This window comes from Paraburkholderia sp. BR10923 (genome assembly GCF_040948765.1).
Lineage (GTDB): Bacteria > Pseudomonadota > Gammaproteobacteria > Burkholderiales > Burkholderiaceae > Paraburkholderia > Paraburkholderia youngii.
Genome location: NZ_JBFPKO010000005.1, coordinates 148,400 through 162,708 on the forward strand (window position 1 = coordinate 148,400; position 14,309 = coordinate 162,708).

The following is a 14,309-nucleotide window of genomic DNA, read 5'->3' on the forward strand; positions in this document are numbered from 1 at the left end:
GTACTCGCTAATGGCGCCCGTTTTTGCAGTTGCTGGGCATTCCACGCTGCCGACGCAATAGCGGTCAGTCTCGCAGGTTTTCGGCGCTCGTGTGCGGCGCGTTGGGCGTTGCGTAACTGCTGGAATTCGTAGTTTCGCCGCGTGCGCCCGTCCTGCCAGCCACCGCCATTTGCAGTACGCTTGACGATTCTCCCTGTCCCCACGATGGAGCGTCGACGATGCGATATAACCAGTTGGGCCGTACCGGTGTGTTTGTATCGGAGTTGTGTTTGGGCACGATGACCTTCGGCGGTGGCGAAGGCATCTGGCGGCAGATCGGCGATCTGCAGCAAAGCGACGCGGAGCGGCTGGTCGGCCGGGCGCTCGACGCGGGCATTAATTTCATCGACACGGCCGACGTCTACGCGGGCGGCCTGTCCGAGCTCATCACGGGCAACGCGCTCAAAAATCTGAAAGTGCCGCGCGACAAGGTCGTGATCGCGACCAAGGTGTTCGGCCAGACCGGCGAGTTCGCCAACGCGCGCGGTGCGTCGCGCTATCACATCCTCGACGGCATCAAGGCGAGCCTGAAGCGTCTACAACTCGATCACGTCGACCTCTATCAGATCCACGGTTTCGATCCGGCCACGCCGATCGAAGAAACCGTGCGCGCGCTCGATACGCTCGTGCAGCACGGCCACGTGCGCTATGTCGGCGTGTCGAACTGGGCCGCATGGCAAATCGCGAAGGCGCTCGGCATCGCCGAGCGGCTCGGCACCGCACGCTTCGAAACGTTGCAGGCGTATTACTCGATCGCGGGCCGCGATCTCGAACGCGAGCTCGTGCCGATGCTGCAAAGCGAAGGCCTCGGTCTGATGGTATGGAGCCCGCTCGCCGGTGGTTTTCTGAGCGGCAAGTACGGACGTGAACAGCAGGGTGAAGCGGGCAGCCGTCGCACGACTTTCGATTTTCCGCCGATCGATCGCGAGCGTGCGTACGACTGCATCGACGTGATGCGCGAGATGGCCGCGGCGAAGACCGTATCGGTCGCACAGATCTCGCTGGCGTGGCTGCTGCATCAGCGTGTCGTCAGCACGGTGATCGTCGGCGCGAAGAAGATCGAGCAGCTCGACGACAACATCGCGGCGACCAACGTCGCGCTATCCGCCGATGAGCTCGCGAAGCTCGCCGAGGTCAGCGCGCTGCCAGCCGAGTATCCGGGCTGGATGCTGGAGCGGCAGGGCGAACAGCGCCGGCAACAACTGGCCGAGGTTCGGCATGTCGTGCAGCGATAGCGCGACGGCGTTCTCGCGAACGAAGGCCTGAATCTTCATCGTTGGGCGGCGCGAGTTCGAGGCTCGCGCGGCCGCGATCTTCATCACATTTGCCACGCGATTGCGCGTAGACTTCACACGGCAGGTCTTCTTCCGCATCGGCCGCACCGATGCCCAGCGTCGTATTTCAGAGTCCTATCCGGTTCGTGACATTCGCATTCGCTTCGATTACAAAAACCGGCGCTTTCGTGGCGTTGGCTTGCTGTTCGCTGACATTGCCTCATCTCGCCCACGCTGCCGACAACGTGATCGTGCTCGACTCGGGCGAAGCGCAGCTTACGTTGATCGATCCCGTCACGCACAAAGTGATCGGCACCGAGCCGACCGGCAAGGAGCCTCATCATCTGATGATCACGCCCGATGGTCGTTCGCTGATCGTCGCGGATGCGTTTTCGAACGACCTGATGTTCGTCGACCCGCACAGCGGCCGGGTGCAACGCCGTGTCGCGGGCATCGAAGACCCGTACCAGCTTGGTTTTTCGCCCGACCACAAGTGGTTCGTCACTGCGGGCCTGAGGCTCGATCGCCTCGATATCTATCGCTACGATGGCGAGAACGTGACGCTCGCGAAGCGGATTCCGCTCGCGAAGACCCCGAGCCACCTGACCTTTGCAGCCGATAACCGCACCGTGTTCGTCACGCTTCAGGGCACGGGCGAGGTCGCGGCGATCGATCTGCCGACACAGTCAGTGTCGTGGACGCTGCATGTGGGCAAGACGCCGGCCGGACTCTGGATGACCCCGGGCGATCGTTATCTGCTCGTCGGCATGACGGGCGAAGACAATGTCGCGGTGGTCGACTGGAAGAACCGCCAACTCGTGAAGAAGATCCACACGGGCCGCGGCGCGCACAACTTCCGCAATCTCGACGATGGCCAGCATCTCGCCGTGTCGAATCGCGTGGAGAACACGATCAGCATTCTCGATTACAACACGCTGACCAAAGTGGCCGACATAACCGGTTTGATGCCGGGCCCTGACGACATGGAACTATCGGCGGACCGGCGCTATCTATGGGTCACGTTCCGCTTCGCGAGGCACGTCGGCGTCATCGACCTGAGCACGCATCGGCTGGTGGATACGATCGTGGTGGGGCGCTCGCCGCACGGTCTTTATTTCGCCAACCGCGCGCCGGTCTACGCGCCCAATCCCGACTGAGGCAACCCGAAAGGCTTTACATGATTCACGAACTCGTCGCTCAACTCGACAATGGCATCTCAGCCCTGCAGACGCTGCTGTACGTCGACGTGGTCCAGCCGATCTTCTACCGCTTCAATCTGATGGGCTATGACGAAGACACTTACGACGCGCTCTACTGGGTGATCGTCGGCGCGATGCAGATACTGGTGTCGTACCTGGTGTTGCGCCCGCTCGAAGCGCTGCGCCCGGTGGAGACATGGGCGGACCGCAGGGCGTTGCGCGCGGACGTGGTCTACACGTGGATCGCCAAGCTCGGCATCGTCAATCTTGCGTTCTTCTTTCTGCTGCAGCCGTTCTTCAATCATTGGCAGAGCCTGATGGCGATCCACGACGTGCCCAACATCGACGTCGATGATTTGTGGCCGGGCGTCACCGATCAGCCGCTCGTGTCGTTTCTGATCTACCTGATCGTGCTCGATTTCGCCGGCTACTGGTATCACCGCTGGCAACATCGGTTCGGCGTGTGGTGGGAATTGCATGCGGTTCATCACAGCCAGCGGCAGATGTCGCTGTGGGCCGACGACCGCAATCACTTTTTGGACGACATCTTGCAGGCGGCGTTTTTTGCGGCCATTGCGCTGTTCATCGGCGTGCAGCCAAACCAATTCGTCGTGCTCGTCGCGCTCGGCAATTTCATGCAGAGCGTGCAGCACGTGAATGCGCGCCTCCCGTATGGATGGCTGCTCGAACGCCTGATCGTGAGCCCGGCGTTTCATCGGCGTCATCATGCGATCGGCTATGGCCACGAAGGCACCCGCTACGGCTGCAACTTCGGCGTGCTGTTCCCGTGGTGGGACATGCTGTTCGGCACCGCGTCGTGGGAGCGCGCCGTCGAGCCGACCGGCATCCGCGATCAGCTGCCCGCGCCGCATGGTGCCGCGCGTTCGTATGGGGATGGGCTGATCGCTCAGCAGTGGTACGCGTTCGGCCGCATCGCCGGGCGGCTGCGTGGCCGGCCCGGTGCGGGCGAGATCAATCCGTGAAGATCGGTGCGAACTGGAAAATGGCCGCGGAGCACCTGCGTCGGGTTCTCCGCGGCCATTTCGTTTCGGCCCTGCTCAGGTCTCGACATCCGCGAGACTGAAGGTTTCCGTCTTGTCGTTGTACGAGAAGATTTCCGCGTAACGGCCCCAGTCGATCACCGCATCGAGGGTTTCCTGCGCCGCGCTGTCGGACAGCAGGTCCTCGAGCTCCTGCTCGAAGCGCACGCGCGGCGCGCGATGTCCGGGCCGTTCGTTGAGGACCTTCCTGATTCGCGCGGCGAGCGGCACACACTGCAACAGATGATCGGCGAACATGATCTTGCGCTCCTGCGTGCTGCCCTCGGCGAATCGATGCGCGGGCGGCGTGAGGAACACATCGCCCTCGCTGACTTCGGCAAAGCCGAGGTACTGCAGCATCTCCGCGATCGGGAACAGTTCGTCGACTTCCAACTGCAGCGTGCGCGCAATCTCGGGCATGTCGGCGCGGCCGTTATAGGGCGCTGCCGCAAGCGTTTCGATCAGACCAGCCATCAGGTTCGTCGACACGTTCGGCAACCAGCTGCCGGGTTCGAGTTCGCGTTTGGCCGCGGCTCCAGTGGGGCGCGCGGTCATCTTCGCGTAGATTTCGTCGACGAGCGCGCGAAAATCCGGATCGAGCCGGTTGCGCGGATGAGCGAACGGCACCACGGTCTCGGCCACCACGCGCCCGGGGTTCGACGACAGTACGAGGATGCGATCGCACATGAAAACGGCTTCCTCGATGTTGTGCGTGACTATAAGAACCGCCTTGATCGGCATGCGGTCCTGGTTCCACAGGTCGAGCAGGTCGGTACGCAGCGTTTCGGCGGTCAGCACGTCGAGCGCGGAGAACGGCTCGTCCATCAGCAGGATGGTCGGATCGACGACGAGCGCGCGTGCGAAGCCGACGCGCTGCCGCATGCCACCCGACAGCTCGCGCGGATACGCGTTTTCGAAGCCGTCGAGACCGATCAGATCGATCGCCGCGAGCGCGCGCGTGCGCCGCTCCTCGATGCCGACGCCGAGTGCCTCCAGCCCCGCTTCGACGTTCTGCAGCACCGTCAGCCACGGAAACAACGCGAAGGTCTGGAACACCATCGCGACGCCCTCGGCTGGACCGTCGAGCGGCTTGCCCAGGTAGGTCACGTTGCCGCTCGTCGGCCGGATCAAACCGGCGATGATGCGCAGCAGTGTCGACTTGCCCGAGCCCGAGCGGCCGAGCAGTCCGACGATCTCGCCCTCGCGCAGCGTCAGATTCACGTCGTCGAGCACCAGCAGCTCGCTCTGATTTTTATGAAAGCCGCGGCTCACGTGCTCGATGTTCAGCACCTGCGCGCCCAGGCGCGGCGACGACGGGAGCAGGTCGGCGGGGATGGCTTGAATGACGTTTTGCATGGCTTTACTCCTGGTCGAGTCGGAGCCTTGATTCGGCGAAGGCATACAGGGGGCGCCACAGCGCGGGGTTGAACAGCGTGACGAATAGCGCCATCACGGCGACGCCAAGGATGATCTTCGGAAAGTCGCCGGCGGCATCATGTCGAGCAGCCAGGACTGCGGCGCGTTGCCCGAACTCGTGGTCTCCATGCGGAACTTGTCGGCCCACGCGACGAGCGGACGGAGCAGCAGCTGGTCATAGGCGAGGATCACGTATTTGTGAGCAGCGAAGTCGTGCCGCCGTACAGGGCGGTGGCCTGAGCATCGATTCGCGACGGATCGTTGAGTTGGAACATGACGAATTGCAAGTCGATGAAAGGGCTTATTCAGCAAGCAACGGTCACGACGAGGCAACACCACAATCTTTCGATGATGGCGTCGATTCGTGACAGGAGCTTGGCAAAACATCGCACGCTTGGCGCGGCGTCAGGGTGCTAGCTGCTTTCCTTCTGTAAGGCTGAAGGGAAGGGGCATAAACAACAACTGTCACTGTCGGGCATGTCGGCCCCTCGTCGGGTTGAACTGCGCCCATACGCGCAGCGTGGCTCTACCGAACTCGTCCGAACCCGCGAGCAGGCGCGGGTATGGGCGAGCGCCGGCCGCAAACCCGAAGGCTTGCGAGGGCGTGCCAGCGTGGACGAGCGAAGGCCGCGTCCACATGGCGCTAATGATCGAGGTGCACGAAGGGGCTTTGCTGCGGCGCGCTCCGTTCTGCCGGTCAGGCAGTGAAACTGTTCGAAGATTGACTACTGCAGGTGTCCAAGGCATCAGCCTCATTTGAGAAAACGGGCGAATTCCAGACGCGGTAAAAAACCGGAGTCAACCAGATTCTGTAAGCAGAGCCAACATTCTTCGAAAGAACCCGAGGCCGTCCTTGTGCGATTTTTACTTGCGCTTTTTGGGAGCATGTCAATACAATCCGCCCCAACGTATCGAAGGAGTCGTCCATGGACCCGTGTCCAGAAAGTGGAAGTCCGATGCCGGCCAGGACCGGCAGCACCACCGCGAGATAGTCGCCGCAGGTTCACTCCTTCGCCGCTGACTCGCTGAAGTCGGGTTAGCGCGCTTCAATTCCAACCGGCCTTGCCGTCGGTTTTCTGTAGCACGCCTGCTCTTTTTTTGACCGTCGTTTGCGAGCCTGCTTGCAGAGGCGATTGCGCTTTCGCATTTGCGCTTGCTGTTTGCCGGATCTTTCACACACGTCCATGCGCATGTGCGAATAACGACGGAGCCATCCGCCTATAACTCCAATCCCCAATAACCGATGAAAAATATCGACAAGCGCAGACTACTGGGCTCCGGCGGTTCGATCGCCGTGACTGCGGTTCTTTCCCTCGGCCTCGGCCCTTGCGCGTTCGCGCAGACACCCGGCGACGCCACCCCGGCGCAAGCGGCGCCATCGACTGCACCGGCCGCACCGGTTCCAGGCGCCACGGACAACGCGGCGCCCGCCGGTCAGACCGTCGCAGCGCCGACCGGATTGTGGGAGCGCTCGAACCTGTTCGGCGAAATGGGCGGCCTGCGTCCCTGGCTCGGCAACTACGGCGTGACGTTCAATCTGCAGGAGACCAGCGAATACATGGGCAACCTGTCGGGCGGCACGAATCGCGGCGGTGCCTATCAAGGCTTGACCGGGTTCGGACTCGTCGTCGATACGGAAAAGGCCTTCGGATTGCCGGGCGGCACCTTCAACGTCTCCGGTCTGCAGATTCACGGCACGAGCCTGACCGCCAGAAATCTGCAAACACTGCAAACTGCGAGCGGCATCGAAGCCGACGCCGCGACCCGTCTGTGGGAACTGTGGTATCAGCAGTCGCTCGGCAACGTCGATGTGAAGATCGGCCAGCAGAGTCTCGATCAGGAGTTCATGGTCAGCCAGTACGCGGCCACCTTCATGAACGCAACGTTTGGCTGGCCGGTGCTGCCGGCCGTCGATCTGCCCGCGGGCGGACCGGCCTATCCGCTGTCGTCGCTCGGCGTGAGGGCGCGCGCATCGTTCGCGAACGGCGTCACCGTGCTGGGCGGCGTATTCGACGGCAACCCGGCGCCAGGCGTCGGCGATCCGCAAAAGCTCAACGCGAGCGGCACGAACTTCAATCTCGGCAACGGCGCGCTCGTGATCGGCGAACTGCAGTACGCGATCAACCAGCCGTCGGCGAATCCTTCCGATCCGAGGCCGGCTGGCCTGCCGGGCACCTACAAGCTTGGCTTCTGGTACAACAGCAACCACTTCGCGGATCAGGGTTTCGACACCGGCGGCCTGTCGCTGGCGAATCCGGCGAGCAACGGCATGCCGACGAATCATCGCGGCAACTATAGCTTCTACGCGGTTGCCGACCAGATGGTGTGGCGCGCGGGCCCCGACAGTCCGCAGTCGGTCGGCGTGTTCGCCCGCATCATGGGTGCGCCGGGCGATCGCAATCTGGTCGATCTCGGCGTCAACGCGGGCGTCACACTCAAGGCGCCGTTCAAGGGGCGCGACAACGATGTGGTCGGGCTTGCGCTCGGCTATGCAAAGATCGGTTCTCACGCGCAGAATCTGGCGAGCGCGCAGGCGCTGTACACGCCGGGCTATCCGTCACGCAGCGCGGAGACGGTGCTCGAAGCCACTTATCAATACCAGGTCGCGCCGTGGTGGATGCTGCAAGCGGACTTCCAGTACTTCTGGCGGCCGGGCGGCGGGATTCCGGACCCGGACGATTCGTCCCAGCGCATCAGGAACGAAGCGGTTCTCGGCTTGCGCACGACGATCCAGTTCTGAGGAAAGGTCGCGCGGCTGGCTGATACTCGCTTCATCAATCGCTTCAACAAAGGCCGCGCGCCGCATCGCCGAACATGATCGGTCGATGCGGCGCGTTACGACGCACGCCGACTTAGCGAGCGCCCCGGCTCATCATCGACTCGCTTACCCCTGCGCATGCGCGGCGACCGCGTCCAGCGTGCGCGCCGAGTACACCAGCGTCGCGCCCGCGTTGACCGCCATCGCGACGCCGAGCGCTTCGGCGATTTCCTCGCGGGTCGCGCCGTGCTTCAGCGCCTCGGCCGTATGGACCGTGATACAGCCGTCACAGCGCAGGCTCACCGCGACCGCGAGCGCAATCAGCTCGCGCGTTTTCGTGCCGAGCAGATCGGTCTTCTGACCGGCATTCGACATCGCCTGATACGCCTTCACGCTGTCCGGCGCGAGCTTCGACATTTCGCCGATACGGCCGAACAGTTCCTTGCGGTAATCGATCCAGTCCAACATGGCAGTGCTCCTTGGTCCGTTGCGCGCCAGCGGTTGCCGGCGTCGTGGAAACAGTATTGCGCCGCGCCGCGATATCCTGAATACTCATTCGACTCAACTTTTAGCGCGCTCGTCTCATGGACACGCTTAGTCGCCTGATCGACCTTGCCCGGCCGCAAGCGAGTCTCGATCTTCGCTGCCTGCTATCAGGCGCATTCGATATCGATCACGCGCCGCTGGAGAGGGGCGTCGCGCCGTTTCATCTGGTGCTCGACGGCAGTTGCGTGATCGAGACCGCCGCCGGCGAGCAGCTCGAATTGAAGGCCGGCGATTTCATGCTGTTTCCGCGTGGCGCCGCGCATCGCGTGCGCGACGTGAAGCGCTCGTCGGGCGGCCTGCCGCTGACGCTCGGGCACGACGGCATGCTGCCGGTGCGGCGCAACGACGGTGAGGAAGCCGCCACATCCGCGCAGACGCCCAACCACACCGCGACTCATGAAGGCGTCGATCTGCTGTGCGGCCGCTTCGTCTATGCGCCCGGTTCGTCGGCGTTGCTGCTCGATGCGCTGCCCGATCCGCTGCAAGTGTCGCTCGGGGACGCGCAGACGCTCGATGCGTTGCAAACGCTGATCACTTTGATGCGCGGTGAAGCGGCGCGGCGTCAGCCTGGCGCGCTCACCATCGTGACGGCCTTGAGCCACGCGCTGTTCGCAATGGCACTGCGCGTGCACGGCGAGCGCAATGCGAACAGCGCCGGCATGCTCGCGTTGCTGACGGACGCACGACTCGGCGCATCGGTGCAAGCGATGCTCGACGCACCCGAACGCGCGTGGACGATCTCCGAACTCGGCGAGCGGGCGGCGATGTCGCGCGCGACCTACGCGCGCCGTTTCAACGAGCGCGCGGGCATGACCGTGATGGATTTTCTGACGCAGATCCGCATGGCGATCGCCAGCGACCTGCTGTTGCGCACGCAACGCAGCGCGGCGGACATCGGCGAGGCGGTCGGCTATCAATCGGAGGCGGCGTTCGGCAAGGCGTTTGCGCAAAGCGTCGGCGTGACGCCGGGACGTTACCGGCGTCGCACGCAAACTGACGATGCTCCGGATGACTGACTAAAGAATCGACGCGCGCGTGATTCTATTTGGGCGTTTCGCCCTTGTTGAACGCACGTCTTTCGAGCGACGCCATCAGCCGCGCGACCACGAGCGCGCAGACCGTCCCGAGCGTCACTTCGGCAAGCCGCAGAAAAGCCTTGTCCCACGCGGGGCCGATGCCGGGCGCCAGCAGCATGATCGTCGCGGTGATGCCGCCAAGGCGCGCCGCGCTGCCGACGTTGACGACCCAGCAGATCAGGATCGCGGCCGCGACGGTCGCCGCGTACGCGGCAAAATGGCCGCCGCCCGCGAGTGTGCCGATCAGCCCGCAAATGCCGCCGACCATCGCGCCGATGAACTGGTCGCGCGACAGCTTGCGAGTGTCGATATAGCTGTGCTGGCTCACCGCGATCGCGGTGATCGCGGCCCAGAACGCCTGCTCGGTGTGCAGCGCGCGGCCGATGCCGAACGCGAGACTCGCGCCCGCCACCGCCTGCACGGCCATGAAGCCGCCCTCGATCAAGCGGTCGCCGAGCGGCAGCGTCTTCAGGAAAGCGAACAGCGCATCGGCGGCGGGCGTGCGCGAGGAGGGGCTCGAATCGTCGGACGGAGTCATCGGATGAAGGCGGCTCGCAGGGGCAGGGTCGTGCCGTATTCTAGCGGCTCCGCCCGACGCTTCCACCGCAGTCTAGATCGTGCCGAACAGCGCGCGCGGCCGGTCGCGCAGCGTGTGCGCGAGAATTTGCAGGCCGCGCGTCAGCTGCTCGCGCGTCTCGGCGCAAGCGAGATTGATGCGCACGCCGTGTTCGACCGTCGAGCGATCCACCGCGAACGCAGAGGCCGGCATCGTGTTGACGCCGCGCGCGAGCGCGTTGGCCGCGAAATCGTCCGAGCGCCACGGCGGCGGCACGCGCAACCACACGAACATGCATGCGGGATCGCTCTTCAGATGCTCGGCGGGCAGTAGTTCGCGCGCGATCTCCTGGCGCGCGCGCAACTCGGCGCGTTGCGCGTCGAGGATCGTCTGCGCGGTGCCATCCTCGATCCAGCGCGTGGCGATCAGCGTCGACAGCGGCGCGGGCATCCACGCGGTCGTGCGCACCGCTTCCGCGGCCAGCGCCGCGCCATGCGGCGGCGTGTGCAGATAGCCGATGCGCAGGCCCGGTGCGAGGATCTTCGAGGTCGACGTGATGTGGAAGGTCAGCTCCGGGCACAGGCTCGCAATCGTCGGCAAGCGCGCTTGCAGCAGCGGGCCGTACACGTCGTCCTCGATGATCACGATGTGATGCCGGCGCGCGATCTCGGCGAGCGCCGCGCGACGCGCGAGACTCATCGTCACGACGGTCGGGTTCTGCAGATTCGGCACCGTGAAGATCGCCTTTACGCGCCGATGCCGGCACGCGTCTTCGAGACGGTCGGGCAGCAGCCCTTCGTCGTCGCTAGGAATGCCGACCAGTTCGAACTGAAACACCGGCGCGAGGGCTTTCAGGCCATAGTAGGTCAGCTGATCCGACAGGATCACGCCTTCATGCCCCATCAGGCTGCTCAGCACCGCATACAGGCCATGCTGCGCGCCGCTCGTCACGACCACGCTGTCGGCGCTGGGCGTGAAGCCGGGCGCGGCGAGCCATTGCGCGCCCGCGGCCCGCGCCCATTCGGGGCCCTGCGGCGGCTGATATTCCTGGGTCTGCGGATAGCGGGGATCGTGCGCGATCTGCGCCATCGTCCGCGCGAGCTGTGTGAGGAATTCACCGGTAGCGGGCCGGTTCACGGTCAGGTCCAGCACGGCGTTCGCGTCGGCGTGGCCGCTTGCAGATGTGCTGTCGCTGCGGGCATGCACGGCAGGCATGGCGCCGCCGGTGACGATCGAGCCGCGCCGCTTGCTCGCGACGATCAGCCCCCGCGCCTGCAACTCCTTGTACGCGCGCGACACGGTGGAGACATTCAGGCCCAGCTCCAACGCGAGCTCGCGCTGCGGCGGCAGACGGCTGCCGGGCGGGTAGAGGCCGCTGCGGACTTGTTCCTCGAGGCTGCGCGACACTTCGAGATAAGTCGGCTGACGGCCCTTTGTCTGGAGCACGTCCTCACCGTTTGTGTGGTCAATTGCGCTTTTCATCCAGCGTGAATCTCCATGCAAAATCCCGTTCGAGCGTGCAGGACCCTGCCAATACTAAACCCGTTCGTCGTCGCATCGGCAACTGGAGGTACATCGCACTGCACGATGCCAGCCCGTTTCGCTCGGGGAAAGTACCTAAGTCCACACAAAGCCAAATTAATTGCACACAAAAAAACTTTGTGTGAGTATTAAAGCATGATTTGTGTGGCGTTGTGTCGAAAGACGACGCGCAACTGTGGTACAGGAGGGACGGTCGTGACAGAGCAGCAGAGCACGCTCCTGCCGGTCGATGCATCGGGCGGAAGTTCGGGTCGGGCGGCCAGTGCGGCCGGGCGGCGCACGCGATGAGCGAAGTCGCCGTTCTGGGCGCGGGCTTCATCGGCCTGTCGAGCGCCTACTGGCTGATGCGCGACGGTCACCACGTCACGCTGTTCGACGCGCTCGGTCCGGGCGAGGCCACGTCATACGGCAATGCGGGCACGTTCGCCAACTATGGCTGCATTCCGGTGAACAACCCGGCGGTGTTCCGCAATCTGCCGCGTTTCCTGTTTTCGCCGACGAGTCCGCTGCGGATTCGCTGGCGCTATCTGCCGCAACTGGCGCCTTGGCTTGTGCGCTTTCTATGCGCGTCGATGCCGCGGCGCTACGAGCACAGCGCTCGAGCGCTCGCAAGCCTGCTGTCGCGCGCGTTCGACGGTTACCGCGAGATGCTCGAAAGCGATAACCTGTCGCGCTTCGTGCGGCCGCGCGAATGCCTGTACCTGTATTCGAATGCGGCGTCGTTCGACGCGGCCCAGCCGTCGCTCGCGTTGCGCCGCTCGCTCGGCGTGCGCTTCGAAAACTTCGATCGCGCCGGCATTGCCGCACTCGAACCGAATCTCGCGCCGATCTTTGCGCACGGCACGTTGTTCAACGGCAGCTGGTTCCTCGGCGACCCGCACGGCTTTTTGCAGGCGTTGCACGCGGCGCTGCTCGCTCGTGGCCTCCGGCATGAGCGCGTCGCGGTTCGCACGCTCGTGCCGGGCGCCAACAGCGTGCGCATCGTCGACGACGCGGGTCGCGCATATGATGCCGCGCAGGCGGTCGTCTGTGCCGGCGCATTTTCCGGCCGCTTCGCGCGCCAATGCGGCGACCGCGTACCTCTCGATACCGAGCGCGGCTATCACGTGCGCTTCCCCGGCACGTCGTCGCTGATTTCACGGCCGTGCGGCTGGGCCGAGCGCGGCTTCTACATGGTGCCGATGGACGGCGGCATCCGCGCCGCGGGCACCGTCGAACTGGGCGGCTATGGACCGCAGCGCAATGCCGCGCTGCTCGATCTGATCACGCGCTCCGCGCGGCTCGCGCTGCCGCAATTGCCTCAACCGGATAGCGACTGGCTCGGTTTCCGGCCGAGCCTGCCCGACGGCCTGCCGGTCGTCGGAGCGTCGAGCGCGTCGCCGCGCGTCGTCTACGCATTCGGTCATCAGCATCTGGGCGTCACGCTGGGCGGCGTGACGGGCAGCGTCGTCGCCGATCTGGTGGCGGGGCGCGTGCCGCCGGTCGATCTCGCGCCTTACAGCCCACGTCGTTTTTAACCACCGCAACTGCTGCACGGAAGAGGACGGACATCATGAAACGCAGAAACCTGGTTGTCGCACTCGCCCTTGGGATGTTGTGCGCGCATGCGCCGTCGTACGGCGCCGAGCCGCAAATCGTCAAGATCGGTTTCGTCGGACCGCTGACCGGACCGGTCGCGCGGGTCGGCAAGGATCTGCAGAACGGCGCGCAGCTCGCCGTGGATGAAGCGAACGAGAAGCATCCGATGATCGGCGGCAAACCCGTCAAATATGTGCTCGACGTGCAGGACGATCAGGCCGATCCGCGCATCGCGATCCAGGTCGCGCAGAAGCTCGTCGACGACGGCGTGGTCGGCGTGATCGGCCATTACAACTCGGGCTGCAGCATTCCGGCCTCGGCCGTCTATCACACGGCGAACGTCGCGATGATCACGCCGGGCTCGACGAATCCGGCGCTCACGGCGCAGGGTTTCGCGAACGTGTTTCGCACGATGGGGCACGACGGCGTGGGCGGTGTGATCGCGGGCGAGTTCGCGGTGCAGCAGTTGAAGGCGAAGCGCATCGGCATCATCGACGATCGCACCGCGTTCGGCCAGGGCCTCGCCGATGCGTTCGAGAAGGGCGCAAAGCAGGCGAACGGCAATGTCGTCGATCGCGAATTCACGAACGACAAGGCGGTCGATCTGCGCGCGATCCTGACTTCGTTGAAGCAGAAAAACGTCGACCTGATTTTTTTCGGCGGACTCGACGAGCAAGGCGCGATGCTGGTCAAGCAGATGCGCTCGCTCGGCATGCCCGCGCAACTGTTTGGCGCGGGGGCGCTGAAGAGCAACGCGTTCCTGCAGATTGCCGGCAACGCGGGCGAGGGGACGCGCGATCTCGAGCCCGGTCCTGCGCTCGACAAGCTGCCGTCCGCGCAGGAGTTCGGCAAGCGCTACAAGGCGCGCTTCAATCAGGATGTCGAGCTGTATGCGCCGTTCGCCTACGACGCCGCGCTCGCGATGATTCAGGCAATTCAGAGCGCGGACTCGCTCGATCGCGCGAAGATCGTCGCGGCTTTCCCGAAAGTGAACGTAACGGGCGTGACGGGGAAAATCGCGTTCGATCCGCATGGGGATCTGATCAAGCCGCCTTATACGCTGTTCGAGGTGCAGCAGGGGCAGTGGAAGAGTCAGCGGACCGTGGGCGGCGGTGGGGTGTGAGGTCGATCTGATCGATTGTCTTGACCCACGCAAACAGTTCTGCAGTTTCGACACCTTCAATGACGACTCGCTTGCCCATAAATCGCAGGTGAGATCGAATCACCGATAAGGGGGATCGGCGGCGCGATGGGGATGGTCAATAGCTTCGTGGACGAGGGACCG

12 protein-coding genes and 1 pseudogene are annotated in these 14,309 nt (G+C 64.2%); 7 read left to right on the forward strand and 6 right to left on the reverse strand.

Going from position 1 to position 14,309, the window contains the following annotated elements:
• Positions 1 to 218: 218 nt before the first annotated feature.
• The 3 genes from AB3X94_RS11480 to AB3X94_RS11490 all read left to right on the forward strand — a co-directional run bounded on the left by AB3X94_RS11480 (position 219) and on the right by AB3X94_RS11490 (position 3,495).
• Complete coding sequence (locus AB3X94_RS11480) at positions 219 to 1,274, forward strand: aldo/keto reductase (protein ID WP_176106081.1); 1,056 nt, start codon at positions 219 to 221, stop codon at positions 1,272 to 1,274.
• A gap of 149 nt (positions 1,275 to 1,423) precedes the next feature.
• A complete protein-coding gene (locus AB3X94_RS11485; RefSeq protein ID WP_217709847.1) occupies positions 1,424 to 2,470 on the forward strand; it encodes a YncE family protein in 1,047 nt (348 codons plus the stop codon).
• A gap of 20 nt (positions 2,471 to 2,490) precedes the next feature.
• Entirely contained in the window at positions 2,491 to 3,495 is a 1,005-nt protein-coding gene (locus tag AB3X94_RS11490; RefSeq protein WP_176106079.1) for a sterol desaturase family protein, read from the forward strand.
• Between the two features lie 75 nt (positions 3,496 to 3,570).
• Here the strand turns inward: AB3X94_RS11490 and AB3X94_RS11495 are convergent, their stop codons facing one another.
• The 3 genes and pseudogenes from AB3X94_RS11495 to AB3X94_RS11505 form a co-directional block, all read right to left on the reverse strand.
• Complete coding sequence (locus tag AB3X94_RS11495) at positions 3,571 to 4,908, reverse strand: AAA-associated domain-containing protein (RefSeq protein ID WP_176106078.1); 1,338 nt, start codon at positions 4,906 to 4,908, stop codon at positions 3,571 to 3,573.
• A 4-nt stretch (positions 4,909 to 4,912) separates the two neighbouring features.
• A pseudogene (locus AB3X94_RS11500) lies at positions 4,913 to 5,056 on the reverse strand (ABC transporter permease); the annotation flags it as partial.
• On the reverse strand, positions 5,002 to 5,160 hold the full coding sequence (locus AB3X94_RS11505) for a hypothetical protein (RefSeq protein WP_176104964.1): 159 nt from the start codon (positions 5,158 to 5,160) through the stop codon (positions 5,002 to 5,004). The pseudogene AB3X94_RS11500 and the gene AB3X94_RS11505, both read right to left, overlap by 55 nt.
• Before the next feature lie 1,051 nt (positions 5,161 to 6,211).
• Here AB3X94_RS11505 and AB3X94_RS11510 point away from each other — a divergent pair.
• Positions 6,212 to 7,708, forward strand: a complete 1,497-nt coding sequence (locus AB3X94_RS11510; protein WP_176106077.1) for a carbohydrate porin — start codon at positions 6,212 to 6,214, stop codon at positions 7,706 to 7,708.
• Between the two features lie 144 nt (positions 7,709 to 7,852).
• On the opposite strand, the gene AB3X94_RS11515 is transcribed toward AB3X94_RS11510, so the two are convergent.
• A complete protein-coding gene (locus AB3X94_RS11515; RefSeq protein WP_368611575.1) occupies positions 7,853 to 8,194 on the reverse strand; it encodes a carboxymuconolactone decarboxylase family protein in 342 nt (113 codons plus the stop codon).
• A gap of 116 nt (positions 8,195 to 8,310) precedes the next feature.
• Here AB3X94_RS11515 and AB3X94_RS11520 point away from each other — a divergent pair, with 116 nt between their 5' ends.
• Entirely contained in the window at positions 8,311 to 9,288 is a 978-nt protein-coding gene (locus AB3X94_RS11520) for a cupin domain-containing protein (RefSeq protein ID WP_368611576.1), read from the forward strand.
• A 25-nt stretch (positions 9,289 to 9,313) separates the two neighbouring features.
• Here AB3X94_RS11520 and AB3X94_RS11525 read toward each other — a convergent pair whose 3' ends face one another.
• Complete coding sequence (locus AB3X94_RS11525; protein WP_368611577.1) at positions 9,314 to 9,886, reverse strand: aromatic acid exporter family protein; 573 nt, start codon at positions 9,884 to 9,886, stop codon at positions 9,314 to 9,316.
• A gap of 72 nt (positions 9,887 to 9,958) precedes the next feature.
• Complete coding sequence (locus AB3X94_RS11530; protein WP_368611578.1) at positions 9,959 to 11,386, reverse strand: PLP-dependent aminotransferase family protein; 1,428 nt, start codon at positions 11,384 to 11,386, stop codon at positions 9,959 to 9,961.
• 344 nt (positions 11,387 to 11,730) lie between these two features.
• Between AB3X94_RS11530 and AB3X94_RS11535 the strand changes: the two genes are divergently transcribed.
• Complete coding sequence (locus AB3X94_RS11535) at positions 11,731 to 12,963, forward strand: FAD-binding oxidoreductase (RefSeq protein WP_176106072.1); 1,233 nt, start codon at positions 11,731 to 11,733, stop codon at positions 12,961 to 12,963.
• Between the two features lie 35 nt (positions 12,964 to 12,998).
• Positions 12,999 to 14,147, forward strand: a complete 1,149-nt coding sequence (locus AB3X94_RS11540) for a branched-chain amino acid ABC transporter substrate-binding protein (protein WP_368611579.1) — start codon at positions 12,999 to 13,001, stop codon at positions 14,145 to 14,147.
• Positions 14,148 to 14,309 lie beyond the last annotated feature (162 nt).

What these genes read in the sequence shown, in the direction of transcription:
- AB3X94_RS11480 (WP_176106081.1), top strand. Translation starts at nt 219, where the DNA reads ATGCGATATAACCAGTTGGGCCGTACCGGTGTGTTTGTATCGGAGTTG.
- AB3X94_RS11485 (WP_217709847.1), top strand. Translation starts at nt 1,424, where the DNA reads ATGCCCAGCGTCGTATTTCAGAGTCCTATCCGGTTCGTGACATTCGCA.
- AB3X94_RS11490 (WP_176106079.1), top strand. Translation starts at nt 2,491, where the DNA reads ATGATTCACGAACTCGTCGCTCAACTCGACAATGGCATCTCAGCCCTG.
- AB3X94_RS11495 (WP_176106078.1), bottom strand. Translation starts at nt 4,908, where the DNA reads ATGCAAAACGTCATTCAAGCCATCCCCGCCGACCTGCTCCCGTCGTCG.
- AB3X94_RS11510 (WP_176106077.1), top strand. Translation starts at nt 6,212, where the DNA reads ATGAAAAATATCGACAAGCGCAGACTACTGGGCTCCGGCGGTTCGATC.
- AB3X94_RS11515 (WP_368611575.1), bottom strand. Translation starts at nt 8,194, where the DNA reads ATGTTGGACTGGATCGATTACCGCAAGGAACTGTTCGGCCGTATCGGC.
- AB3X94_RS11520 (WP_368611576.1), top strand. Translation starts at nt 8,311, where the DNA reads ATGGACACGCTTAGTCGCCTGATCGACCTTGCCCGGCCGCAAGCGAGT.
- AB3X94_RS11525 (WP_368611577.1), bottom strand. Translation starts at nt 9,886, where the DNA reads ATGACTCCGTCCGACGATTCGAGCCCCTCCTCGCGCACGCCCGCCGCC.
- AB3X94_RS11530 (WP_368611578.1), bottom strand. Translation starts at nt 11,386, where the DNA reads ATGAAAAGCGCAATTGACCACACAAACGGTGAGGACGTGCTCCAGACA.
- AB3X94_RS11535 (WP_176106072.1), top strand. Translation starts at nt 11,731, where the DNA reads ATGAGCGAAGTCGCCGTTCTGGGCGCGGGCTTCATCGGCCTGTCGAGC.
- AB3X94_RS11540 (WP_368611579.1), top strand. Translation starts at nt 12,999, where the DNA reads ATGAAACGCAGAAACCTGGTTGTCGCACTCGCCCTTGGGATGTTGTGC.